Origin of the sequence: Micromonospora carbonacea, from assembly GCF_014205165.1 — a bacterium.
Taxonomy (GTDB): Bacteria; Actinomycetota; Actinomycetes; order Mycobacteriales; family Micromonosporaceae; genus Micromonospora; species Micromonospora carbonacea.
On record NZ_JACHMZ010000001.1, the window covers coordinates 196,903 to 221,703 of the forward strand.

Below are 24,801 nucleotides of genomic sequence, written 5' to 3' on the forward strand. Positions count from 1 at the left end.
TCGGCGACCTGGCGGCGCTGCCCCCGCCTGGCCGGGCCCCGGCCTCGGGTCAGGTCCGTCCGGGGCCAGGCGGGCGGGTGGTGGGCGGCCAGGCTCGGGGCGGGCAAGCCGGGTCGGGCCGGGCGGGTCATCGCCGCCAGCCGCGGGATACCAGGGCGGCGCGCACCTCGCGGACCACCGCCGGGAAGTCCCGGTGGAGGCGGCGGCTGGTCACGTGCAGCACGACCCAGCCCGCCCCGACGAGGTGGTTGAGCCGCTGACGGTCGCGGTGCAGCTGCTCGGCGTCGGCGTGCCAGTGCCCGTCGTACTCGACGGCGACCCGGAAGGCCGGCCAGGCCAGGTCGGGGTGCAGGACCAGGCCCGACGCCAGCCGAACCGGGTGCTGGGTCACCGGGCGGGGCAGCCCGGCGAGCACCAGCCGGAGTCGCAGCTGTGACTCCGGTGGCGACTGCGCGCCCCCGTCGGTGAGCCCGAACACCCAGCGGGCGCGCCGCCCGCCCGGCCGGTCGGCGTTGTGCCCGGCGACCACCGTCAGGTCCTCCACGGTGACCAGCCCTCGACCGAGCAGGCTGTCGACGATCGTCACCGCCCGGAGCGGCTCCAGCCACACGGCCGTCTCCCAGGCGGCCTGGGCCGGCTGCGTCCAGCGCAGGGCCCCTGCACCGGCGGCGGTCCCGTCGATGATGCCCGGCCCGGCGGCGGTCCTGTCGACGGCTCCCTCGCCGGCGGTGGCGGGACCGAAGGCCGGTTCGGCGGCGGCTCCCGCCGCATCCGTCCGGCTGCCGGCTGTGCGGTCGTCGGGTGTCCGGCCGCCGCCCGCCCCGGTGGCCGGGCCGCCACCCACCGGCAGGAGCGCCGGGGCAGCGCCGAGAGTGTGCACCCGGATGCCGTGCTGTGAGTCGATCCGGGTCGACCGGGGGACGAGTACGTGCACGTCGTCGGTGAACGAGGCGGCGTGCTCGACGCCGAGCAGGTAGGCCGCCGAGGGGCCGGCGAGCACCGCCTCGGGCGGCAGCCGCAGCACGGCGGCGCGGCAGGTGAGGCCGTGGTCCCGGTGGAGCCGGGCGTCGGCGTACACGTCCTGCCGCAGGCGCAGCCAGGACGCGCCGCGGAGCTGGTGCCGGCTGAGCAGCCCGAGCCGGACGGCCTCCGAGCCGCGGAAGACCTGCCGGGCCAGGGCGGTGGGGCGGGAAGGTTGTGGGGGCATGTCGACCAGCGTCACCGTCCGGGCACGCCCCGCGACACCCCTGTGGACAACCGGCCACCCCGTCGGCTCCCCGCCCTGTGGATAACCGGCCCACCCGCCCCCGGATGTGCTAGCGGGGACACGATGTCGGCCAAGTGGGGGTGTCCGGCGGCGGGGATACCGCCATGTCGCCGACCTGCCGGGCCCAACCGGCCCGTCGGCCCGACCCACCAGCCGGGCCCAGCCGGCCCCGGCCAGCCGGCCCAACCAAGACCAGCCCAGCCGGCCCAACAGACCAGCCCAGCCGGCCCGCGTCAGGGGGCGAGGGCCGCGGTGATCGCCGTCGCCGCCGCGAGCACCTGCTCGCCGACCGACTCCGGGTCCAGCGGGGCCAGCGCCACCACGCCGACGCTCGCCTCCAGCCCTGGCACGCCGAGCACCGGCGCGGCCACGCCGTACGCCCCGGGCTGCAACTCGCCGCTGGTGCTCACCGGGCCGGCGGAGCCGGCGCGGGCGGCGAGGATGGCCCGCCCGGCCGCCCCCCGCTCCAGCGGATGCCGCGTGCCCGTCCGGTACGCCACGTGCAGCGACGTCCAGCTCGGCTCCACCACCGCCAGGGCGACCCCCTCGCCGCCCTCGACGACGGTGAGGTGGGCGGTCGCGCCGGCCTGCTCGGCGAGCCGCCGTAGGGCGGGCAGCGCCCCCTCGGCGAGCAGCGGCTGGGCCCGCCTGGCCAGGTGCAGCACGCCCGCGCCGAGGCGCAGCCGGCCGTCACCGTCGCGGCGCACCATGCCGTGCCCGCTGAGCGCGCCGACCAGCCGGTAGACGGCCGCCCGGCCGATGCCGAGCCGGTTGGCCGCCTCGGTGACGGTCAGCCCGCCCGGCGCGTCGGCGACCAGGTGCAGCAGCCGCAGCCCCCGGTCCAGCGTCTGGGCTGTCTCACCACCGCGCTCACCACCGCGCGTGCCGTCGTCGGTCCGGGTCGTCGTGCGCTCCTGCCGCGCCGCCTCATCCACGAGGGGCAGCGTACGACCCGGCACGGGACGAACCGGGAACGCGGGGCGGCGGACGACCCGGCGCGGGGCGAACCGGCAACGTGTGGACGGCTACCCTGGAGCCGTGACGCTACGCCTGTATGACACCGCCACCCGATCGGTGCGGGACTTCGTCCCGCGGGAAGCCGGCAAGGTGGGGGTCTACCTGTGTGGTCTCACTCTCCAGGGTCCCCCGCACATCGGCCACCTCCGCTCCGGCGTCAACTACGACGTGCTGCGCCGCTGGCTGCTGGCCCGGGGCTTCGAGGTGCGGTTCATCCGCAACCTGACCGACATCGACGACAAGATCCTGGTGAAGGCCTGCGAGCAGGACCGCCCGTTCTGGTCGATCGCGTACGCCAACGAGCGGGCGCTGACCGCCGCCTACCGGTCGCTGAACGTGCTGCCGCCGACGTACGAGCCGCGGGCCACCGGGCACATCCCCGAGATGCACGAGCTGATCGCGAAGCTGATCGACACCGGGCACGCCTACCCGGCCACCGACGGCTCGGGCGACGTCTACTTCGACGTGGCGTCCTGGCCGGCCTACGGCGCGCTGTCCGGGCAGTCGCCCGACGCGATGCAGGCCGCCGACGACGCCCCGGAGCGGGGCAAGCGCGACCCGCGCGACTTCGCCCTGTGGAAGGGCGCGAAGCCCGACGAGCCGGCCGACGCCTACTGGCCGTCGCCGTGGGGGCGGGGGCGGCCCGGCTGGCACATCGAGTGCTCGGCGATGTGCTGGCGCTACCTGGGCGAGGAGTTCGACATCCACGGCGGCGGGCTCGACCTGACCTTCCCGCACCACGAGAACGAGATCGCCCAGTCGCAGGCGGCCGGCCTGCCGTTCGCCCGCTACTGGGTGCACCACGGGCTGCTCGGCATCGGCGGGGCGAAGATGGGCAAGTCGCTCGGCAACGCCCTCGACCTGGCGTACGTCGCCTCGCTCGGGGTGCGCCCGATCGAGCTGCGCTACTACTACGCGGCGGCGCACTACCGGTCGCACATCGACTACACCGAGGACTCGCTGCGCGAGTGGGCCAGCGGCTTCCGGCGGATCGAGGGGTTCGTCCAGCGGGCCGCCGAGCGGGTCGGCCCCGGTGGGCTCGGCGAGCTGCCGGCCGGCTTCGTCGCCGCCATGGACGACGACCTGAACACCTCGGCCGCGCTCGCGGTGCTCCAGGAGGTGCTCCGGGAGGGCAACACCGCCCTGGCGACCGGCGACGATGTGACCGTCCGCACGGCGCTCGGCTCCGCGCGGGCGATGCTGGATATCCTCGGGATCGACCCCCTCGACGAGGCCTGGACCGGCGGCGGCCGCGTGGACGACCTGCGCGGCGTGGTCGACTCACTGGTCGCGCTGGCCCTGGAACAGCGCGCGCAGGCCCGCAGCCGCAAGGACTGGGCGGCCGCGGACGCCGTCCGCGACCAGCTCAAGCTGGCCGGCGTGGTGGTCGAGGACACCCCCCAGGGCCCCCGTTGGACTATTGGAGAGCAGGACTGATGGCCGGCAACTCGCAGCGCCGTGGCCGGCGACTGACGTCGAAGGCGGGCGCCCCCAAGGGCTCCGGCGGCAAGAACAAGGACGCCCTCGCGGGCCGGGGCAAGACCCTGCCCGCCGACGAGCGCCCCTGGCACAAGGCCTACTCGGGCACCGAGAAGCTGCCCCAGCGCACCGCCTGGAAGCAGGACAAGGAGCGCCGGGCGGCGGCCGAGGAGGGGCGTACCCCGAAGGTCGGCAAGCCGGGCACCAAGGACACCACCTGGGGCCGGGGCGGCGGCCGGGGGGTGCCGACCCTGCGGGGCGGCGCCGGCGGCCGGGGCGGCAAGGCGGCCGGTCGCAGCGGGCCCCGGGTCGCGCCGGGCCGCAAGTCCAACCCGGCGAAGGACAGCCCGGAGCTGCTGGTCGGGCGCAACCCGGTGCTGGAGTCGCTGCGCGCCCAGGTGCCGGCCACCGCGCTCTACACGGCCCACGGCATCGAGATCGACGACCGGGTCACCGAGATCGTCCGCACCGCCGCCGACCGGGGCATCGCCATCCTGGAGGTCAGCCGGGCCGAGCTGGACCGGATGACCGGCGGCGTGCTGCACCAGGGCATCGGGCTCCAGGTGCCGCCGTTCGCGTACGAGCCGTTCGAGGATCTGGTGGCCGCCGCGCTGGAGCAGACGGCCCCGCTGCTGGTGGCCCTCGACGGGGTCACCGACCCGCGCAACCTCGGCGCGGTGATCCGGTCCGCCGCCGCGTTCGGCGCGCAGGGCGTGTTCGTGCCGGAGCGGCGGGCCGCCGGGATCACGGCGACCGCCTGGCGCACCAGCGCGGGCGCGGCGGCGCGGGTGCCCGTCGCCCAGGTCACCAACCTGACCCGGTCGCTCAAGGCGTGCCAGGAGGCCGGGTTCATGGTCGTCGGCCTGGACGCCGACGGCGACACCGACCTCTACGACCTGGAGGCCGCCGTCGGCCCGCTGGTCGTGGTCGTCGGCTCCGAGGGGCGCGGGCTGTCCCGGCTGGTCGGCGAGACCTGCGACCTGACGGTGAGCATCCCCATGGTCTCCGACGTGGAGTCGCTCAACGCCAGCGTCGCCGCCGCGGTCACCCTGGCCGAGGTGTCCCGCCGCCGGGCCGCGGGGTCCTGAGCCACCACATCCGTCCGCCACGCCGGGCCGTCCCCTGACCCAGAGGGCGGCCCGCCGTGCGTCCGGCTCCGGCGGGCGTACGCGAAAGGGGCGGCCCGCCACCCGGCAGACCGCCCCCTCTCGTGCTGCTGCGTCAGATCCGCTTGCCGGTGGCGGCGTTGAAGACGTGGGTGCGGCCGGTGCGCGGCTTGACGAACACGGTGTCACCCATGTTCGGCATGGTGCGCCGGTCGGTGCGGACCACGAACCGCTCGTTGTGGCCCTCCAGCGCGGCGTGGCCGTAGACGTTCGCGTCGGAGCCCAGGTCCTCGACCAGCTCGACCACGACGGGCATGCCGCCCTCGGTCGGGCTGACCAGGTCGCAGTCCTCCGGGCGGAACCCGACGGTGACCTTGTTGTTGCCGCCCTCGGCGCGGGCCGCCTCGGCCTGCTCGCGGGTCAGCGGGATGTTCATCTCGGCGAACGCCGCGCCCCGCTCGCTGAACGGCACGGTCTTGATGTTCATGGCGGGGGAGCCCATGAAGCCCGCGACGAAGACGTTGGCCGGGGTGTCGTAGAGCGCCCGGGGGGTGTCCACCTGCTGGAGGACGCCGTCGAGCATGACCGCCACCCGGTGACCCATGGTCATGGCCTCGACCTGGTCGTGGGTGACGTAGACGGTGGTGATGCCGAGCTTCGCCTGGAGCGACGCGATCTGGGTACGGGTCTGCACCCGGAGCTTGGCGTCGAGGTTCGACAGCGGCTCGTCCATGAGGAAGACCTGCGGCTCGCGGACGATCGCCCGGCCCATCGCGACCCGCTGGCGCTGACCGCCGGAGAGGGCCTTCGGCTTGCGGCTGAGGTACTCCTCCAGCTGGAGCAGCCCGGCCGCCTCCTTGACCCGCCGGTCGATCTCGTCCTTGGGGGTCTTGCGCAGCTTGAGCGCGAACGCCATGTTCTCGTACACCGACATGTGCGGGTAGAGGGCGTAGTTCTGGAAGACCATCGCGATGTCGCGGGCCTTCGGCGGCAGGTGGGTGACGTCGCGGTCGTCGATGTAGATCGCGCCGTCGTCGACGTCCTCCAGGCCGGCGAGCATGCGCAGGCTGGTGGACTTGCCGCAACCGGAGGGGCCGACCAGGACCAGGAACTCGCCGTCCCCGATCTGGAGGTCGAGCTGGTTCACTGCGGGACGCTCGGTGCCCGCGTAGATGCGGGACGCCTTCGCGTAGGTGACCGTGGCCATGCTGGAGCGCTTCCTTTCACCGGCAGGAACGTGCCGGACGATCCGAGTGAAGGAGCGACCGGCGTCGTGTGACGCCGGCCATCGGGCGACACGCCGGGCAGTCGGGGACCGCCGGAAGTGTCATCCGTGTCACTGCACGGTAAACGGCTTTTCGTAACCTGCCAAGACATGAAGCATCGGGTGCGACGGACGGCATACACATTCCGGTCAGTCGGGCACAGCCGGGCATCAATCTCCGCACCGTTACGGTGGGCCGGCGACGAACCGTTGCCTCCCGGGCCGGAAAGATTGCGTTTTCCGTGCTCGGAGGGGCTGCCGAGGGGGATGTTCGCAGCTCTGTCGCTTATGCTGACCACGCACGATGCGCCCCTGTAGCTCAGCTGGCCAGAGCACTCGCCTTGTAAGCGAGATGTCGCCGGTTCGATCCCGGCCGGGGGCTCCAGTCCCACAAGGCGGTTCCGGCGTCCTGCCGGGCCGTCCCGGTGCCGTGACAGCAACGCAGTCCGGGGCAGCCGTCTGACGAATTCCTGTGGTTGTCGCGGCGTGGGGGTCCCGATTCTTCGGAGGCGTGGGGCCCGGCGACAGCGCAAAGGTCTGATCATCCTCGGACACTCGGGTCGGCGGGCGGTCAGGCTGGCGGGCCGGCGCGCCGCGCGTCCTGCTGCTCGTTGCTAGCCTCGCACGGTCAGCCGTGCCGGCACAGGTCAGCCGTGCCGGCACAGGTCAGCCGTGCCGGCACAGGTCAGCCGTGCCGGCACAGGTCAGCCGTGCCGGCAGGGGCGCTGCGAGTGGGCGGCCCGCCGTCGGGCCGGACGGAGTCGGGATGAGCCGCGCCGTGGAGGAGTCCAACCGGGCGATGCTGCGCGCCCGCGACGCCATGGACCGGGCGTACGCCCAGCCGCTGGACATCCCCGCCCTGGCGCGGATCGCGCACGTCTCGTCGGCGCACTTCATCCGCACCTACCGGGCCACCTTCGGCGAGACCCCGCACCGCTACCTGCAACGCCGCCGGGTCGAGCGGGCCATGTACCTGCTCACCCAGACCGACCGGGACGTCACCGACATCTGCTTCGCGGTGGGGTTCGCCAGCCTCGGCACGTTCAGCCGGACGTTCCACCGGATCGTGGGCGAATCGCCGACGGCGTACCGGCGGGGCAGGGCTCCGGCGGACGTGCCCACCTGCTTCGCGAGGGCCTGGACGCGACCCAGCAGTTTTGGATAAGCACCAGGTCAGGGTGGGCGCATAGCGTTCCGGGCATGACGATGAACGCGATCAGCCGCTCCCAGATCTACGTGCTCGACCAGGACGAGGCGCTCGACTTCTACGTGGGCAAGCTCGGCATGGAGGTCAACACCGACGCCGACCTCGGCTTCATGCGCTGGCTGACGGTGAACCTGCCGGGCGACCCGGAGCGGGAGATCCTGCTGGAGAAGCCCGGGCCGCCCGCCCTCGACCCGGCGACGGCCGAGCAGGTACGGGAGCTGCTCACCAAGGGGGCGCTGGGCGGCTACCTCTTCATGACCACCGACGACGCGCGCAAGACGTACGAGGATCTGGTCGGCAAGGGCGTGGAGATCACCGACGAGCCGACCGAGCGCCCGTACGGCATCGACTTCGGCATCCGGGACCCGTTCGGCAACAAGATCCGCATCGGGCAGATGTTCCCGCGCGGCTGAGTCGGTCGTGGCAGGTCAGCGGGCGGCCGTGAGCACGAACTCGGCCAGCGCCGCCGCGGCCTGCGGCGGGGTGCCCGCGACCGGGCAGTCGGTCCAGTCGACCGTGACGTCGCCGACGCTGAGCCGGTATTCGAAGGCGTCGGAGCAACGGCCGTCCCCATCGGTCGTGCCGCCCTCGGCGAGCCGGGGTGCGGTGGCGAGCTGCCGCAGCCGGTCGAGGTCGCTCCCGGTGAACCGGCCGGTGCGCCGCGCGCCGGCCCGGTCGACGGCCGTCCACCGGCCGTCCGGCTCGACGGTGACGGTGTCGTCCAGCCCGCCGTAGCCGCCGGAGCGCCGCACCACCACGCGGGCGGCGGCCGGGGCGACGGGGCCGGTGGCCGTCGGCCCGCCGGCCGCCTCCGCCGGGCCGGTGGCCGCCGGGGCCGGCGTCGGCCCGGTGCGGCCGGAGGGGGCCGAGGTGGGGGCGCCGGGGTCTCCGGCGGAGCATCCGGCCGACGCCAGCGACGCGGTGACGACGGCGGCGACGATGGCGACGCGGAAGAGATTCGATCTCATATTGGTAGGACGTGTCCGGACTCGGCCCGGTTCCGTCACCTGCTGTTACTCATCCGTTCGGCCAGTGTTGGTGTCTGATAACGCCGCCAGGCTTCCCCTTTCGTTGATGTGACTCTATATCTACATGCGTGACTACCCCCGTCACACATTCCTTGCCAGGAGGGCACGTGAAGAAAACCCTCGCCGCTGCGAGCGCAGCGCTGCTCACCGGCGGCCTGCTCGCCTGCGTCACCACCACGGCGCAAGCGGCCCCTCCCGCCGCCCCCACCCCGGACGCCGCCGCCGCGGCCCGTGCCGACTCGGTCCTGCGCGCCAACCCCGGCGCCGTGCAGGGGACCGGCGCGGAGGCCTACCAGGTCGTCCGGACCAAGGTGGACGGCAGTGGTGCCTCGCACACCCGCTACACCCGCACCTACCACGGCCTGCGCGTCTACGGCGGTGACTTCGTCATCCACGCCACGGCCAACGGCCAGTACGCCGGCGCGTCGGTGGGCCTCGCGGCCCCGCTGACCCTCGGCACCAGCCCGAAGGTCACCTCGGCCAAGGCCAAGGCGGCCGCGCGCAAGGAGTTCTCCGGCTCGCTCACCGCCGTGGGCGCCCCGGAGCTCTTCGTCGACGCCAGCTCCGGCAAGGGCCGCCTGGCCTGGGAGACCGTCGTCTCCGGCTGGAAGGCCGACAAGCAGACCCCGTCGAAGCTGCACGTGATCACCGACGCGGTCACCGGCGCGCTCATCGGCTCGTACGACGAGATCGAGTCGGTCGCCGGCAGTGGGACCGGCATCTACACAGGCGCGGTCACCGTCGACACCACGCTCTCCGGCAGCACGTACCAGATGATCGACCCGGTGCGCGGCAACGGCTCCACCTGCGACATGAACAACGGCACGTCGACCTGCACCACCTTCACCGACGCCGACAACGTGTGGGGCACCGGCGCCAACTCCAACCGGCAGTCGGCCGCCGTCGACGCCCACTTCGGGGCCGCCAAGACGTTCGACTACTTCAAGAACGTGCACGGCCGCAACGGCATCTTCGGCAACGGCCAGGGTGTGCCGAGCCGGGTGCACTACGGCAACAACTACGTCAACGCCTTCTGGGACGGCTCCCGGATGACCTACGGCGACGGCTCCGGCAACTCCCGCCCGCTGGTCTCCCTCGACGTCGCCGGCCACGAGATGAGCCACGGTGTCACCGAGGCCGTCGCCGGCCTGGTCTACTCCGGCGAGTCCGGCGGCCTCAACGAGTCCACCAGCGACATCTTCGGCAACATGGTGGAGTTCTACGCCGCCGCGCCGAGCGACCCGGGCGACTACCAGGTCGGTGAGAAGATCAACATCAACGGCAACGGCACGCCGCTGCGCTACATGTACAACCCGTCGCTGGACGGCTCGTCCGACTCGTGCTGGTCCACCAGCACCAAGAACAAGGACGTGCACTACTCCTCCGGCGTCGGCAACCACTTCTACTTCAACCTCGCCGAGGGCACCGGCGCGACCGCGTACGGCACCTCGCCCGTCTGCGGCTCCGCCCCGGCGGTCACCGGCATCGGCCGGGCCAAGGCCGAGAAGATCTGGTTCCGCGCGCTCGACGTGTACTTCACCTCCAACACGTCGTACGTCAACACCAGCAACCCGGCGAACACCGCGCGGGCGTACACCCTGCGGGCGGCCACCGACCTGTACGGCAGCTGCTCCACCGAGTACAAGGCCGTCCAGGCGGCGTGGACCGCGGTGAACGTGGCCGGCAGCGACGCGCCCTGCTCGTCGACCGGCAACGACTTCTCCGTGACCCTCTCGCCGACCTCCGGCTCGGTCACCGCCGGCGGCTCCGCCAGCACCAGCGTGGCCACCGCCACCACCAGCGGCACCGCGCAGACCGTGGCGCTCTCCGCGTCCGGCCTGCCCTCCGGCGCGACCGCGTCGTTCAGCCCGGCCTCGGTGACCTCGGGCGCGTCGTCCACCCTCACCATCGCCACCAGCGCCAGCACCCCGGCGGGCACCTACACCGTCACGGTGACCGGCACCGGCACCTCGATCAACCACACGGCCACCTACACGCTGACCGTGAGCAGCGTCGGCGGCGGCTGCACCGGCGCGGGCCAGAAGCTCGGCAACGCCGGCTTCGAGTCCGGCAACACGGTGTGGACGGCCTCCTCCGGCGTCATCGCCCAGCACGGCTCCGACCAGCCCGCCCGCACCGGCACCTACAGCGCCTGGCTGAACGGCTACGGCAGCCGCCACACCGACACGCTCGCCCAGTCGGTGAGCCTGCCGGCCGGCTGCACCTCGTACAACTTCAGCTTCTGGCTGCACATCGACTCGGCCGAGAGCACCACGAGCACCCAGTACGACAAGCTCACGGTGCAGGTGCTCAACTCGTCCGGGACGGTGCTGGCGACCCTGGCCACCTACTCGAACCTGAACAAGGCCACCGGGTACGCGCTGAAGTCCTTCTCGCTGGCCTCGTACGCCGGCCAGACCGTCACCCTGAAGTTCACCGGCACCGAGGACGCCTCGCTCCAGACGTCCTTCGTCGTCGACGACACCGCGGTCGACGTCGCCTGACGTAGCCGTACCGTCTCCCGGCCCGGCGGCCACCCCACTCGGGTGGTCGCCGGGCCCACGTCGTTATCGTCGGGGGATGGTGGCGGTGCCGGACGCGGAGCTGACCGTCGGGACGGCCGGCCCGGTGGCCACGATCGTGATCTCCAACCCGGGCCGACGCAACGCGATGACCCCGGCGATGTGGCGGCGGCTGCCGGTGCTGCTGGACCGGCTGGAGGCCGACGAGCGGGTCCGCGCGCTGGTGCTCACCGGCGCTGCCGGCACCTTCTGCGCCGGGGCCGACCTCCGCGAACTCGACGAACTGCTCGACGCCGGTGACGCCAGCATCGCCGTCGCCGCCGAGGAGCGGCTCGCCGCGTTCGCCCGGCCGACCGTCGCCGCCATCGAGGGCGCGTGCGTCGGGGGCGGCTGTCAGCTCGCGGTGGCCTGCGACCTGCGGCTCGCCGCCGCCGACGCCCGGTTCGGGGTGCCCCCGGCCCGGCTCGGCCTGGTCTATCCCGCGCCCACCACCCGGCGGCTGGCCCGGCTGGTCGGCCCGTCCGCCGCGAAGCACCTGCTCTTCACCGCCGACTTGATCGACGCCGAGCGGGCCCTGCGGATCGGGCTGGTCGACGAGGTGCTGCCGCCGGACGGGCTCGCCGCCCGGGTGGCGGCGCTCACCGCCACGATCGCCGAGCGCTCCCGGCTCTCCGTCGCCGCCGCGAAGGAGATCGTCGACGACCGGGCCGACGCGGAACGGATCGCCTGGTGGCACGGGCAGGTCCGGGACAGCGGCGAGGCCCGGGAGGGGGTGGCGGCCGCCAACGGGCGTCGGGCGCCCCGGTTCGGCTGGGCCCCGCCCGTCGCCGACGTACCCTCCACTCTGGACTGCCCGGCTCCCGGGCGGTGACCTGCCCGATCGGGTCGTCTCGATGATCGGTTGGTGTGCCGGGGCCCGTGCTGGCACGCTGTGCCGGTGCAGATCGATCAATTCCTCAACGGCCGGTACCGCCTGGGAGATCGCATCGGCAAGGGCGGCACGGCGGTGGTCCACCGGGCGTACGACGAGCTGCTGGAACGCGAGGTGGCGGTCAAGGTGCTGCTCGGCTCGGACCGGGCCGCCCGCCGACGGGTCCGGGCCGAGGCGACGGCCGCCGCCCGGCTCTCGCACCCGAACGTCACCAACGTCTACGACTACGGCGAGGCGCTGACCCGCACCGGCGAGCTCGCGCCGTACGTGGTGATGGAGCTGCTGCCCGGTCCCACCCTGGCCCGGCGGCTCGACGACGGGCCGCTGCCGGCGGTGGAGGGGCTGCGGATCTGCGCCGAGGTGGCCGCCGCGCTCGCCGCGGCGCACGCGCGGGGTCTGGTGCACCGCGACGTCAAGCCCGCCAACGTCGTGCTCACGCCGTCCGGGGCGAAGGTGGTCGACTTCGGCACGGCCGCCGCCGTCGGCCAGCCGGAGATCGACTTCGACGGCCGGCTGCTGGGCACCCCCGCCTACCTGGCCCCGGAGCGGCTCGACGCCGGGGAGGTGGTGCCCGCCTCCGACGTCTACGCGCTCGGGCTGCTCGTCCACCTCGTGCTCACCGACGAGCTGCCCTGGGAGACCGACACCCCCACCCAGATGCTGCGCGCCCACGCCTACGTCGAGCCGAGGCCCCTGCCGCCGGTCGACGGCGTGCCGGCCGAGGTGGCCGAGCTGTGCCGGCGCTGCCTCGCCAAGGACCCGGCCGCCCGGCCGTCCGCGGAGGAGGCGGCGGCGCGACTGGCGGCGGTGGTCACCCGGATGCGGGCCGGGGAGGCGGCCCGATCCGAGCCGGCCCCCGCCGCCGCTGCCGGTGCCGGCCCGGCTCCCGGCGGCGTCGACCGGTCCGGCAGGGGTGACCGGTCCGGTGCCGTGGCCGGGGCGGAGGCCGGCCCCGGCGACGCGTCGCGCGGGTCGACGCCGCGTCCCGCGTCCCGTCGGGGTCCGGCCCGGCGGCGGTACCGGCCCCTGCTCGTGGTCGGCGCCGCGCTGGTCATCGCCGTGGCGACCGCGGGCTCGCTCGCCGACTCGGCCCGCCCGCACCGGCCCGGGACGGCCGGTCCGACCGGGTCGCCGGTGCCCTCCGCCGACGAGGTCGTCGCCCCCGTCGGCGGGAGCCGGCCCACCGGCGACGTCGGTCTGCCCGGCGGGGACGGCGGTTCGCCGCGCCCGGGCGGCCCGACACGCGACCCCACCCCGGGCGGCGGTGCCCCGGGTCCGTCGGCCCCCGCCGAGTCGGGCAGGTCGCCGTCGGCGGCCCCGTCCACGTCCGCGTCCGGGTCGCCGCCCGCGCCGGGCACCGGCGACGACCCGGCCGAGCCGGGCCCCGCCGAGCCGCCGGCGGTCGCGGTGCGCGCGAACGGCGGCACCGTCCGGGTCTCCTGCACGGGCCAGAGCGCGGCGGTGACGTCGACCGTGCCCGCGGACGGCTACCAGGTCGAGGAGTACGTGCCGGGCCCCGCCCGGGAGATCCGCGTCGTGCTCGGCTCCGCGACCCGGGCCAGCGAGATCAGGGCGAGCTGCGCCAACGGCAAGGTGGTGCCGAGGGTACGGGAGATCGAGCGCTGACCCGGCCCGCGGTGGCACGGCCTGCGGTTGCCCGGCCGGGGCCGGCGGGTGCCGCGCCGGGGCGTACCCCCGACGCGGCCCCCCGTTCCCGCCGGCCGGCCGGTCACCGCCCGGCCAGCGACGCCCAGCTCGGAACGGCCGGCTCGTGCCGCAGCGGCATGCCCGCCTCGGCCGGCGTCCGGTCGCCCTTGCGCTGGTTGCACGCGTAGCAGGCGGCGGTGGTGTTGCGCCAGGTGTTCCGGCCACCGCGCGAGCGGGGCAGGACGTGGTCGACGGTGCTGGCCGGCCCGCCGCAGTAGGCGCAGCAGCGGTCGTCGCGGCGCAGCACACCCGCCCGGGACCAGGCCGGGCCGGCGCGCAACCACCAGCGGGTCACCACGTACCGGACGAGGCGGACCACCCGGGGGACCGGGAAGACCCCGATCACCCGGTCCGGCTCGGCCTCGTGGATCTCGGCGACCCGCCGGCAGAGCATCCGGATCGCGTGCTGGACGGTGACCCGGTGCAGCGGGCCGAGGTCGGCGTTGATGACGAGGACGGCGTCCACCGGGTCTCCTTCCAGGGGCGACGGTGGGGGCGGGCCGGACAGCGAAGAGCCGCCCGGGTCCGGCGGGGACGGGCGGCTCGACGCGTGCGGACGCGCGTCAGCCGGGCCGCCCTTCCCGGGGCGCGGCGAATCGGCAACCGTCGACGGGTAGCGCCGACGACACGCCTCTGACGTGCGACAACGACATGACCGTCTCCCGGCTGGCTGGTTGACCTTGCGCGATCACGGTAGGTCGGCGGGGGAGAGGCCGGCAACGTATTTCGATCCTCCGGGGACCTGGCCCGGGTGGCCCTGCCGCCGGGCGCGGGCGGCGGCCCGCGCGTCGGCCAGCGGCCCGTCGACCCGCCGGGCCATCCGCACGGTCAGCTCCCCCTCCAGCAGCGGCCGGTTCACCTCCCCGGCGACCGCGAGAGCCGGCCCGGACACCGTCCGCCAGACCGCGGTCAGCCCGGCACCGAGCCCGACCAGGGCGACGGCCGCGCGGGTGGCGGGGGAGCCGGCCGCCGCGGCGGCGCTCACCCCGACCACCGCGAACAGCACCACCAGCAACGGTACGAGCACGGGCCAGAAGATCCCCCGGGCCGCCTGCACGGCCAGCTTCCGGTCCCGAATGATCACGTTGCGGGCGACGACCGCGTAGTCCTCCTCGTCGAGCAGGTCCCGCGGGTGCAACCCGCCGGTCAGCACGTTGCGCCACCGGTCGCCCTGGTTGCGCAGCTCGCGGGCCAACTCGTCGAGGCCGGCCTCGGCCGGATCGCCCGACCGGGCCCGGGCGACCGCGTCGGCCCACGCCCGCAGCGACCGGCGCACCACGGCGGCCGAGTACGGCGGCAGCACGCTGGCCAGCTCGTCGAGCCACCGGCTGATCTCGTGCTGCCGGCCGGCGAAGCGCCACGGCACCTGTTCGGCCTCGCCGTGCCGGACGGTGTCGGCCAGTGACCGGCCGAGGCGGTACGCCAGCCCGACCCGGGGGTTGGTGGCCATGGCCCAGCGCAGCACGTCCACGTTGAGGTCGTCCAGGGCGAGCAGCAGCGCCGCCACCTCGGCCACCATCGTTGCCCCGGCTGCCGGGGCCGCCCCGGCGGGCGGGACCGTCGTCGCCCCGGCTGCCGGGGTCGCCTCGGCCGGGGTGGCGGCCCGGACGGCGGCGGCGGACGGCGCGGTGGCGCCGGTGCCGGTCAGCTCGGCGATCTGGGCCAGCGCGACGTCGATCCCGTCGAGGTACATCCGCAGCCGTCGCCGGCCGGACATCTCGGTGAGGTTGGTCAGCTTCACCGGCGGCCCGCCCGGGCGTCGCTGCGGCGTCGACAGGTCGGCGGTCTGCGCGTGGTGGTAGGCGTCGGCCATCCACCAGCCCAGCCGCAGGGCCGTCGCGACGCAGCCCCGCTCGTCCCGGAGCCGCCCGACCGCGTCGTCGCCCCGGCGACCGACCGCGTCGCCGGCCGACCAGCCGTGCGCCCCGCTGAACGTCGCCCCGCCGTGCGCCCCGCTGAATGTCGCCCCGCCGGACGTCGACTCGCCGGTCGGCGCACCGTGCGCCCCGCCGGCCCGGTCGCCGGCTGTCGCCCTGCCGGCCGGGTCGCCGGCTTGGACGCCGGTCGTCGTCCCGCCGGCCTGGTTGCCGGTCGCCGGCCCGTCGGCCGCGTCGGCGACGGCCGGTTCGTGTCCCGCGCCCCGCCGGTGCACCGTCGACATCGCGTCGACACCCCCGTCCGACCTCCCGGGTGGGCCCCACCGGCCGCCCCGGCACCCTTTCGAGCATATGCACCAATAGTTTGATTTGTGGAGAATTATGGCTCGGGGTCGGGACCTTCGGCGGTGCCGGAGGGGCCCTTCCGCACCACCGCCGGAATCGTCGGCGATCGATGCTGAAGATGACCCTGACGCCGCAACCGCCGAGGTGTGACAGATGAAGGCCGAACCGAGGACCGCCCCGCCGACCGAGCTCGACGCCATGGTCGACGCCCTCGTCTCCGACGGGCTCAAGGCCCTGGCCGAGTACGACCGGTTCACCCAGGAGGAGATCGACCGGATCGTCCGCAAGGCGTCCGTGGCCGCGCTGGACCGGCACGCCGAACTCGCCCGGCTCGCCGTGACGGAGACCGGCCGGGGGGTCTTCGAGGACAAGGCCGTCAAGAACATCTTCGCCTGCGAGCACGTCACGCACAGCATGGCGCGGGTGCGGACCGTCGGGATCATCAACCGCGACGAGATCGACGGCATCGTGGAGATCGCCGACCCGGTCGGCGTCGTCGCCGGCATCACCCCGGTCACCAACCCCACCTCGACCACCATCTTCAAGGCCCTGCTGGCGCTGAAGACCCGCAATCCGATCGTCTTCGCGTTCCACCCGTCGGCGCAGCGGTGCAGCGTGGAGGCGGCCCGCACGGTCCGCGACGCGGCCGTCGCGGCGGGCGCGCCCGAGCACTGCGTCCAGTGGATCGAGCAGCCGTCGGTCGAGGCGACCACCGCGCTCATGCACCACCCCGGCATCGCGACCATCCTCGCCACCGGCGGCAACGCGATGGTCCGCGCGGCGTACTCGGCGGGCAAGCCGGCGCTCGGCGTCGGGGCGGGCAACGTGCCCGCGTACGTCGAGGCCAGCGCGAAGCTCAAGCGCGCCGTCAACGACATCGTGCTGTCCAAGGCGTTCGACAACGGCATGATCTGCGCCTCGGAGCAGGCGGTGATCCTCGACGAGGCCGTCGCCGACGCGGCGCTCGACGAGTTCCGGGCCCTGCACGCGTACGTGGCGTCGACGCAGGACAAGGCGAAGCTGGAGGCGCTGCTGTTCCCCGCCGGCCGGCTCAACCCGGACGTCGTCGGCCGGTCGGCGGAGTGGATCGCCGAGCGCGCCGGCTTCGCCGTGCCGCCGCGTACCTCGATCATCCTGGCCGAGGTCGACCGCGTCGGTCCCGACGAGCCGCTGACCCGGGAGAAGCTCTGCCCGGTCCTCGCGGTGCTGCGCGCCGCGACCCGCGAGCAGGGCCTGCGGTACGCCGAGGAGATGGTCGAGTTCCACGGCCTCGGCCACAGCGCGGTGATCCACACCGAGGACGAGGCGCTGGTCGAGGAGTTCGGGCAGCGGGTCAAGGCCGTGCGGATCATCTGGAACTCGCCGGCCTCCCAGGGCGGCATCGGCGACATGTACAACGCCTTCCTGCCGTCGCTCACCCTCGGCTGCGGCAGCTACGGCCGCAACTCGGTGTCGAACAACGTCTCGGCGGTCAACCTGGTCAACATCAAGCGGATCGGCCGGCGGACCAACAACATGCAGTGGTTCAAGGTCCCGTCGAAGATCTACTTCGAGCCGAACGCGATCCGGTACCTCGCCGAGATGCCGGACGTGCACCGGGTCACCGTCGTCACCGACGCCACCATGACCCGCCTCGGCTTCGTCGACCGGGTCAACCGGATGCTCCAGCGCCGCCCCGGCCACGTCGCGCTCCAGATCATCGACGACGTCGAGCCCGAGCCCAGCGTGGAGACCGTCGACCGGGGCGCCGCCCTGATGCGGTCCTTCCAGCCGGACACGATCATCGCGCTCGGCGGCGGCTCGGCGATGGACGCCGCCAAGGTGATGTGGCTGCGCTACGAGCACCCCGAGGTGGTCTTCGACGACCTGCGGGAGAAGTTCTTCGACATCCGCAAGCGCGCCTTCGCCTTCCCCACCCTCGGCGAGAAGGCCCGGCTGGTCTGCGTGCCGACCACCTCGGGCACCGGGGCGGAGGTGACCCCGTTCGCCGTCATCACCGACCGCCGTACCGGCAAGAAGTACCCGCTCGCGGACTACGCGCTCACCCCGACCGTGGCGATCGTCGACCCGGTGCTGACCGCCAGCATGCCGCGCGCCATCGCCGCCGACAGCGGCTTCGACGCGCTCACCCACGCCATCGAGGCGTACGTGTCGGTCTACGCCAACGACTTCACCGACGGCCCGGCCCTGCACGCGATCCGGCTGATCTTCGCCAACCTGGAGCGCTCGGTGACCGGCGGCGACGCGGGCCCCGCCGGGACCGGCGGCGACGCGGGGCCCCGGGCGCACGCCGTCGATGCACGGGCGCACGCCGTGGCGGGCGACGCCGCCGAGGCGCGGGAACGGATGCACAACGCCGGCACCATCGCCGGGATGGCGTTCGGCAGCGCGTTCCTCGGCATCGTGCACGCCATGTCGCACACCCTCGGGGCGACCTTCCACATCGCCCACGGGCGCACCAACGCGGTGCTGCTGCCGCACGTCATCCGCTACAACGGCACCGTCCCGTCGAAGCTCTCCGGCTGGCCGAAGTACGAGAGCTACCGCGCGCCGGAGCGGTTCGCCGAGATCGCCCGCACGCTGGGCCTGCCGGCGGCCACCCCGGCCGAGGGCGTCGAGTCGCTGGCGGCGGCCGTGGAGCGGCTGCGCGACGCGGTCGGCATCGAGCCGTCGTTCGCCGCGATCGGCGTGGACGAGGCGGCGTTCGAGGCGGCGCTGCCGCAGCAGGCGCTCAACGCCTACGAGGACCAGTGCGCGCCGGCCAACCCGAGGATGCCGATGCTCGACGACATGCAGCAGCTCATGCGGGCGGCGTACCACGGCACGCGCTGGGCGGCCGCCTGACGCGCGTGTGGCTGCCGCTCGGCGCAGGCGTTAGGAGGGGGCCCTTCCTATACAGAAAGCGTTAACAAGGGGCCCTTCCTTACCGGCGGGCGAGGAGGCCGCGGGGGCGGATCGAGCGGACCGGTTCGGCCGCCCCGCCCTCGGCGCGCAGGATGTGGTTCGCGGCGACGATCCCCGTCGCCGCGGACCGCTCCATCAGGGCGCTCGGGAAGTCGGTGCGGATGCCGTCGCCGGCCAGGTAGAGCCCGTCGGCGTCGGTGCGTACCCCCGGCCGCCCGGCGTGACCGCCCGGGGTGAACGCCGGGGCCTGCGCCTCCACCCGGGCCCGCAGCTCGCGCACCCGCAGCCGGGCCGCCTCCGGCCAGAGCGCCACCAGCTCGGCGCGCATCCGCTCCGCCAGCTCCTCGGCCGGCACGCCCGGTTCGCAGGCGTACGCGTGCAGCTCCAGCACCGAGCCGCCGGTGCGCTCCGCCCAGCGGCGCGACTCGTTCTCCAGCCGGTGATAGAGCGTCACCGAGTCCAGGGTGGGCTGCCGGGACACCCCGCTGAACACCGCCCGCCCCGCGTCGACGTCCCCGTCGCACCAGTAGCGGGCCACCGCGTACGGCGGGCCGGGGGTGCCGAACGCGGGCATCGCCGCCACCAGCTCCGGGGCGGCCCCGGCCAGCTCCGGGGCGGCCCCGGCCAGCACCGGCGAGGCGGCGACGAGGGCGGCCAGTGCCGGCGGGTCGACGGCGAGCACCACGTGCCCGGCCGGGTACGCGCTGCCGTCGGCGGCGCTCACCCGCCAGCCGTCGGGGGAGCGGTCCAGCCGGGTCGCGGCGACGCCGGTGCGTACCCGCCCGCCGTGGCGCTCGACGTGCCCGGCCAGTGGCTGCCAGATGGCGGTGCCGTAGTCCTCGTCGGGGCAGTCGAACGCCAGCCCCTCCGGGTTGCCGAGCAGATAGAAGTGGAACTGGGCGATCATCTCGGCCGCCGACATCTCCGCCTCGTGGTTGAAGAACGAGTGGGAGAAGACCTCGAACAGCATCGCGCGGGCCCGGTCGGGCAGCCGCAGCGAGTTCAGCAGCTCGTCGGCGGTCCTGCCGTCGAACTCGGCGTACGTGCGCACCGGGTCGTAGGTGAGCAGCGGCAGCGCGGCGTCCCGGTCCATCGCCCGCAGGTCGGCCAGGCGCAGGCTGGGGCTGCGCAGCAGCAGGGCGAGCAGGTTGGCCGGCGGGGCCGGGGGCAGCCGCCCGAACTCCTCCGTGGGCCAGTCGGCGCTCAGGATCGGGTAGCCCGGCACCGGCCTGAGGAAGCGCAGCTCCGGGTCGACCCGGCGCAGGATCGACCGCCAGTTGTAGTACTGCCGGAAGAACGCGTGGAAGCCGTGCTCGTTGGCGTGGACGCCGTCGGCCAGCTCCTGCGGCCACGCGCCGAGCCGGCCGCCGAGGGTCGGCGCGGCCTCCAGCACGGTCACCCGCACCCCGCGCTCGGCGAGCACCACCGCCGCCGACATGCCGGCGATCCCGCCGCCGACGACCACGGCCTCCACCGGGCGCGGCACGCGGTGGGCGCCACCGCCGCCCGGGTCCACCACGTGCTGCCGTACGCCGATCAGCCGACCCGCCACCTGAGACAGTGCCATGCGCCCAGTCTGCCCGAGGTGCAAGGAAGGGCCCCCTGTTAACGCCTGCGGTAGAGAAGGGTCCCCTTCTTACCCAGCACCCGGCGAGCGCGCGCCACCTCAGCGCGCGGGGCAGCGGCGCTCGCGGTCGGAGGCGGGCCAGACGTACTCCAAGTCGGGGTCGACGTCGCCGAAGATCGGGCGGTAGTGGTCCGGGTCCTTGCGCAGCAGCGACGAGCGGTGGCTGCGGTGCAGGTCGTCGCGGCCCAGCCACGGCGGCAGCTCACCGGCGTCGGCCAGCTCCGCCTGGGTGCGTACACCGGTCACGCCGCAGGCGGCGGCGAGGTCGGCGACCAGGGTCGCCGCGCAGGTGTCGGCCCGCCCCGGCCCGCACCACACCGCGCAGACGTCCAGGCCGTAGCGGACCAGCGCCTCCTCGTACCCGGCCCACATCTTCACCGCCGGGTGGTTGCGCCAGCCGTAACCCGGCCGGGTCAGCCCGCGCAGCACCTGGATGGCCTCCACCCGCTGCTTGCCGAGCCGCCGGGTGTCCAGCGCCCGCGCGCTGGCCAGGAAGTCCGGGTACGGCAGGAACGTCTGCATGCCCCGCTCTACCCGCCCCCGGGCGCGACAACCGTCCCCGACGAACGTTCATGATCACGGGGCTGCGCGGCCTCCGCGCCGCTGACTACGATTCGGCGCATGGCGGAGCCCCTGCGCGACCGCGCGCGTCGCGCGACCGGCTGGCGGCTGCGGATGAACGGGGAGACCCGCCCGCACTACGTCGTCTGCGGGTCGGACCCGCTGGCCTACTGGGTGGTGCGGGCGCTGCTCGCCGCCGAGCTGGACTCCGGCCGGGCCCGGATCACCCTGGTGGTGCCGGAGCGCCGCCGCTCCGACGGCCCCGACGGGCGCGACGTCCCCGGCCTCCACGTCGTCCGCGCCGACCGGCTCGACGAGGTGACGTTCCGGCGGGCGGGCCTGGCCGGCGCGGACGGGCTGGCGCTGCTGCACCAGGACGACGTCGGCAACATGCACGCCGCGCTCTGCGCGCAGGAGGTGGAGCCCCGGCTGCGGCTGGTGGTGCGCATGTTCAACACGAGCCTCGCCAACGGGCTGCGGCAGCTCTTCCCCGACTCGGCGGTGCTCTCCGACGCCTCCATGGCCGCTCCCGCGTTCGTGGCCGCCGCCCTCGGCGAGGTCGCCCCGACGCACTTCCGGCACGGCGGGCGCACCCTCTACGTGGCACGCCGCGCCGACGTACGCGCGAAGGACGTGGTGTGCGGGGTGGCCGACACCCGGGACGCGGCCCGGCCACACGTCCTGCCCGCCGACGAGGCCACGGCCGACGTGGTGCTGGCCGAGGCGACCGGGCAGCCGCCCGGCACGGAGCTGGCCGCCCGCCGGCTGGTCCGGGCCCGGCGCCGCCGACGGCCCGTCGCCGTGCTGGTGCGCGCGGTCCGCAGCTTCGCCACCCGCAAGATCGGGATCGCGGTGCTGGTGCTGCTGGCCGTCATCGCCGCGCTGGGCGGGCTCAACGCCCGGGCCGCGCACGTGGGCTGGGCCGACGCGCTCTACCTCACCCTGGTCACCACGCTCACCGGCGAGGACCCGGACGTCACCAAGCCCGTCGCCGCGCAGGTCATGCAGGTGGTGCTCAACCTGGCCGGGCTGGCGCTGATCCCGCTGATCACGGCCGTGGTCGTCGACGGGATCGTCAACGCCCGGCTGGCCCTGCACGCCGGCCGGATCCAGCCCGCCCGGTCCGGGCACGTCGTGGTCGTCGGGCTGGGCAACATCGGCACGCGCGTCATGGCCCAGCTCAACGACTTCGGCGTCGAGGTGGTCGCCATCGACAAGGATCCGGACGCCCGGGGCGCGTCGCTGGCGCACCGGCTCGGCGTGCCGATGGTGATCGGCGACGCCGGTCGGGAGGAGACGCTGCGGTCGGCGTCCGTCGAGACCTGCCAGGCCCTCGTGGTGGTCTCCACCGACGACGACGTCAACCTGCGGGCCGCGCTGAACGCGCGGGGTCTCACCCCCGACCTGCGGGTGGTGCTGCGCCTGTTCGACGGCGACTTCGCCGAGCGCGTCCAGAAGGCGTTCGGCATCGGCATCTCGCGCAGCGTGTCGTATCTCGCCGCGCCGTCGTTCGCGGCCGCGCTGCTGGACCGGGCGGTGATCGCCACCATCCCGGTCGGCCGGCACGCGCTGCTGGTCACCGAGGTCCAGGTGGTCGCCGGGTCGCCGCTGGACGGCCGCCCGCTGGCCGCCGTGGCCCGGCCCGGCGCGGTACGCCTGCTCGCGCACGCCCGCCCCGGCCAGAAGGCGGACTGGTCGGCCGACCACCGCCTGGTGATCACGGCGGGGGACCGGCTGACCGTGGTGGCCCGCCGCGCGGGGCTGACCGCCCTGCTGCGCGAGACGACCCCGCCCGCCCCGGAGCCCCCGCCCGCCGACCCGACCGGCCCACCCCCGCCCAGGACGAGTGCGGAGTGAGGTCCGGTTGATCAGTGGGGCCGGGGGCGCAGGGCGTACCAGGCGGCGCCCAGGGCGAGCACGCCGAACCCGGCGAGCACGCTGGCCAGCGGCAGGCTGACCGCGAGCGCCACGCAGCCGACCAGCCCCAGCACGGCGAGCAGCCGCACCGGCAGCCGGCGGCCCGAATCCCGGCCCAGCGTGAGCGCCGACGCGTTGGTGACGGCGTAGTAGACCAGCACGGTGCAGCTGGAGAAGCCGATCGCCCCGCGTACGTCGCCGACGAGCACCACGGCCGTCACCACGGCGGCCACCGCCAGCTCGGCCCGGTGCGGCACCCGGCGCACGGGGTGCACGGCGGCCAGGCCGTGCGGCACGTCCCGGCGGCGGGCCATCGCCAGCAGGGTCCGGCCCACCCCGGCGACCAGCGACAGCAGCACGCCGGTCACGGCCACGGTCGCCCCGGCCCGCACCACCCAGGCGAGGCCGGGCAGGCCGGCGGCGGTCACCACGTCGGCCAGGGGCGCGGCGGACGCGCCCAGCCGCCCGGGGCCGAGCACGCCGAGCGCCACCACCGCCAGCACCAGGTAGATCGCCAGCACCACGCCGAGGGCCAGCGGCACCGCCCGGGGGATCGTCCGCTCCGGGTCGCGCACCTCCTCGCCGAGGGTGGCGATCCGGGCGTACCCGGCGAAGGCGAAGAAGAGCAGCCCGGCGGCGGCCAGCACGCCGTGCCCGCCGGTGCTGCTGGAGACGCCGGGCCCGGCGATCCGGGCCGCGTCGAAGCCGCCGCCGAGCAGGCCGGCCCCGGCGACCAGGGCCAGCACCGCCAGCACCACGCCCACCAGGGCCTTCGTGGCCGTCGCGGTCTTGCCGATGCCGCGCAGGTTGACGGCGGTCACCGCCGCGACGGCGGCGACGGCGACGAACCGGGCGCGCCCCGGCCAGAGGTACGCCCCGATGGTCAGCGCCATCGCCGCGCAGCTCGCCGTCTTGCCGACCACGAAACCCCAGCCCGCCACGAAACCGGCGAACGGGCCCAGCCGCTCCCGCCCGTAGACGTACGTGCCGCCGGACTCGGGGTAGCGGGCCGCCAACCGGGCCGAGCTGGTCGCGTTGCAGAACGCCACGAACCCGGCGAGGGCCAGCGCCGCCAGCAGGCCCGCGCCGCCGGCCGACGCCGCCGCCGGGGCGAAGACCACGAAGACGCCCGCGCCGAGCATCGACCCCAGGCCGATGACCACCGCATCGCGTACGCCCAACCGCCGCGCCAGCCGCTCCACGCCTCGGACCCTAGGGGGCCGAGGTGAACAGCGCGGGACGACCCCAGCCGTGCAGCAACCGGCCGGGCAGCGGCAGGTCGTCCCATGGCACCCGGTGCAGCAACCGGTCGAGGACGAGCCCCAGCAGCAGCCCGGCCACCGAGTCGGTCAGCCAGTGCCAGCCCAGGTAGGTCGTGGTGCAGAGCACGACGGCCGGCGGCGCCAGCCGGACGACGGTGACCAGCCGGGGCGGGACGGCCCGGCCGAAGCTGGCCAGCAGCGGCGTCAACAGCAGCGCGATGACCCCGTACCAGACGATCGCGTTGGCGACATGACCCGACGGGTAGGACTGGGCGAAGCGCACCGGCAGGTCGTGCTGGAACAGCGGTAGGGTCGCCTCCGGGGGGAGGAACGGCTCCTTGACGCTGGCGCTCGGCGCGGGCCGGGCGGTCCACACCTTCAGCGGGCCGATGGTGAAGAGGGTGAACACGAAGGCGAGCACCGGCGGCAGCACCGGGCGTACCGAGCGCACCCGGACGGCCAGCAGCACCCCCATGCCCAGCGCGATCAGGGTCAGCGGGGTGCCCTGGCCCAGGTAGTTGAGCACCACCGCGACCCAGTACGCCGCAGTTGGCCGGTGCGCCTCGGCCCAGTCCGCCACCGCGCGGTCGACGCCGAACAGCCGGTCAGCGGCGAGCGCGACCGTCAACCCGACCAGTCCGGCGAGCAGGAGCGCGTCGCACCACCAGCCGGCCGGGCGTACGGGCCTGAGCTGCACTTTCCGCCGTACCGTCTGGGTTTCGCGCACCCGACCACGCTACCGGGCCGGCGCGTGCCCGCTGTGGGGCGAGGCACGATGGG

General features: G+C 74.7%; 19 protein-coding genes and 1 tRNA gene. 10 read left to right on the top strand and 10 right to left on the bottom strand.

The window, feature by feature from the left end; all coding sequences use genetic code 11:
* Positions 1–127 precede the first annotated feature (127 nt).
* Both HDA31_RS00935 and HDA31_RS00940 read right to left on the bottom strand, forming a co-directional pair.
* Positions 128–1,207 carry a hypothetical protein gene (locus HDA31_RS00935; protein WP_178066595.1) on the bottom strand — a complete coding sequence of 360 codons (1,080 nt, stop codon included), beginning with the start codon at positions 1,205–1,207 and terminating at the stop codon, positions 128–130.
* Positions 1,208–1,500: 293 nt separating this feature from the next.
* The gene (locus HDA31_RS00940; RefSeq protein ID WP_141723625.1) at positions 1,501–2,112 is read right to left on the bottom strand and encodes an IclR family transcriptional regulator; all 612 of its coding nucleotides are present in this window, start codon (positions 2,110–2,112) and stop codon (positions 1,501–1,503) included.
* A gap of 193 nt (positions 2,113–2,305) precedes the next feature.
* On the opposite strand from HDA31_RS00940, the gene cysS reads away from it, so the two are divergent.
* Positions 2,306–3,721 (top strand): cysteine--tRNA ligase, encoded by a 1,416-nt coding sequence (cysS, locus tag HDA31_RS00945; protein ID WP_091277942.1) that lies wholly within the window; start codon positions 2,306–2,308, stop codon positions 3,719–3,721.
* Positions 3,721–4,851: a 23S rRNA (guanosine(2251)-2'-O)-methyltransferase RlmB gene (gene rlmB, locus HDA31_RS00950; RefSeq protein WP_178066594.1), complete on the top strand. Its 1,131-nt coding sequence runs from the start codon at positions 3,721–3,723 to the stop codon at positions 4,849–4,851. The genes cysS and rlmB overlap by 1 nt, the downstream gene beginning before the upstream one ends.
* Positions 4,852–4,984: 133 nt before the next feature.
* Here rlmB and HDA31_RS00955 read toward each other — a convergent pair whose 3' ends face one another.
* Positions 4,985–6,076 (bottom strand): ABC transporter ATP-binding protein, encoded by a 1,092-nt coding sequence (locus HDA31_RS00955; protein WP_178066593.1) that lies wholly within the window; start codon positions 6,074–6,076, stop codon positions 4,985–4,987.
* Between the two features lie 365 nt (positions 6,077–6,441).
* On the opposite strand from HDA31_RS00955, the gene HDA31_RS00960 reads away from it, so the two are divergent.
* The 3 genes from HDA31_RS00960 (at position 6,442) to HDA31_RS00970 (ending at position 7,753) form a co-directional block, all read left to right on the top strand.
* Positions 6,442–6,518: transfer RNA gene (locus HDA31_RS00960), tRNA-Thr, on the top strand.
* A gap of 381 nt (positions 6,519–6,899) precedes the next feature.
* Positions 6,900–7,298 (top strand): helix-turn-helix domain-containing protein, encoded by a 399-nt coding sequence (locus HDA31_RS00965; RefSeq protein ID WP_178066592.1) that lies wholly within the window; start codon positions 6,900–6,902, stop codon positions 7,296–7,298.
* 35 nt (positions 7,299–7,333) lie between these two features.
* The gene (locus tag HDA31_RS00970) at positions 7,334–7,753 is read left to right on the top strand and encodes a VOC family protein (protein ID WP_178066591.1); all 420 of its coding nucleotides are present in this window, start codon (positions 7,334–7,336) and stop codon (positions 7,751–7,753) included.
* Between the two features lie 15 nt (positions 7,754–7,768).
* On the opposite strand, the gene HDA31_RS00975 is transcribed toward HDA31_RS00970, so the two are convergent.
* Positions 7,769–8,308 carry a hypothetical protein gene (locus tag HDA31_RS00975; RefSeq protein ID WP_178066590.1) on the bottom strand — a complete coding sequence of 180 codons (540 nt, stop codon included), beginning with the start codon at positions 8,306–8,308 and terminating at the stop codon, positions 7,769–7,771.
* A 167-nt stretch (positions 8,309–8,475) separates the two neighbouring features.
* On the opposite strand from HDA31_RS00975, the gene HDA31_RS00980 reads away from it, so the two are divergent.
* The 3 genes from HDA31_RS00980 to HDA31_RS31725 all read left to right on the top strand — a co-directional run bounded on the left by HDA31_RS00980 (position 8,476) and on the right by HDA31_RS31725 (position 13,447).
* Positions 8,476–10,872, top strand: a complete 2,397-nt coding sequence (locus HDA31_RS00980; protein WP_178066589.1) for a M4 family metallopeptidase — start codon at positions 8,476–8,478, stop codon at positions 10,870–10,872.
* A gap of 79 nt (positions 10,873–10,951) precedes the next feature.
* Entirely contained in the window at positions 10,952–11,761 is an 810-nt protein-coding gene (locus HDA31_RS00985; RefSeq protein WP_178067878.1) for an enoyl-CoA hydratase/isomerase family protein, read from the top strand.
* Positions 11,762–11,827: 66 nt separating this feature from the next.
* The gene (locus tag HDA31_RS31725) at positions 11,828–13,447 is read left to right on the top strand and encodes a serine/threonine-protein kinase (RefSeq protein WP_246384177.1); all 1,620 of its coding nucleotides are present in this window, start codon (positions 11,828–11,830) and stop codon (positions 13,445–13,447) included.
* Between the two features lie 103 nt (positions 13,448–13,550).
* Here the strand turns inward: HDA31_RS31725 and HDA31_RS00995 are convergent, their stop codons facing one another.
* Both HDA31_RS00995 and HDA31_RS01000 read right to left on the bottom strand, forming a co-directional pair.
* The gene (locus HDA31_RS00995) at positions 13,551–13,994 is read right to left on the bottom strand and encodes an HNH endonuclease (RefSeq protein WP_178066588.1); all 444 of its coding nucleotides are present in this window, start codon (positions 13,992–13,994) and stop codon (positions 13,551–13,553) included.
* Positions 13,995–14,216: 222 nt separating this feature from the next.
* Positions 14,217–15,689 (bottom strand): hypothetical protein, encoded by a 1,473-nt coding sequence (locus HDA31_RS01000; protein WP_246384175.1) that lies wholly within the window; start codon positions 15,687–15,689, stop codon positions 14,217–14,219.
* Positions 15,690–15,903: 214 nt separating this feature from the next.
* Between HDA31_RS01000 and adhE the strand changes: the two genes are divergently transcribed.
* Complete coding sequence (adhE, locus tag HDA31_RS01005) at positions 15,904–18,594, top strand: bifunctional acetaldehyde-CoA/alcohol dehydrogenase (protein ID WP_178066587.1); 2,691 nt, start codon at positions 15,904–15,906, stop codon at positions 18,592–18,594.
* A 79-nt stretch (positions 18,595–18,673) separates the two neighbouring features.
* Here adhE and HDA31_RS01010 read toward each other — a convergent pair whose 3' ends face one another.
* A complete protein-coding gene (locus HDA31_RS01010) occupies positions 18,674–20,221 on the bottom strand; it encodes an FAD-dependent oxidoreductase (protein WP_178066586.1) in 1,548 nt (515 codons plus the stop codon).
* A 99-nt stretch (positions 20,222–20,320) separates the two neighbouring features.
* Positions 20,321–20,803 carry an MSMEG_6728 family protein gene (locus HDA31_RS01015; RefSeq protein ID WP_178066585.1) on the bottom strand — a complete coding sequence of 161 codons (483 nt, stop codon included), beginning with the start codon at positions 20,801–20,803 and terminating at the stop codon, positions 20,321–20,323.
* A 99-nt stretch (positions 20,804–20,902) separates the two neighbouring features.
* On the opposite strand from HDA31_RS01015, the gene HDA31_RS01020 reads away from it, so the two are divergent.
* Positions 20,903–22,699, top strand: coding sequence for a potassium channel protein (locus tag HDA31_RS01020; RefSeq protein ID WP_178066584.1), 1,797 nt, complete (start codon positions 20,903–20,905; stop codon positions 22,697–22,699).
* Positions 22,700–22,710: 11 nt separating this feature from the next.
* Here the strand turns inward: HDA31_RS01020 and HDA31_RS01025 are convergent, their stop codons facing one another.
* Complete coding sequence (locus tag HDA31_RS01025; RefSeq protein ID WP_178066583.1) at positions 22,711–23,961, bottom strand: APC family permease; 1,251 nt, start codon at positions 23,959–23,961, stop codon at positions 22,711–22,713.
* A 10-nt stretch (positions 23,962–23,971) separates the two neighbouring features.
* Positions 23,972–24,748 carry a phosphatase PAP2 family protein gene (locus HDA31_RS01030; RefSeq protein ID WP_178066582.1) on the bottom strand — a complete coding sequence of 259 codons (777 nt, stop codon included), beginning with the start codon at positions 24,746–24,748 and terminating at the stop codon, positions 23,972–23,974.
* Positions 24,749–24,801: the final 53 nt, after the last annotated feature.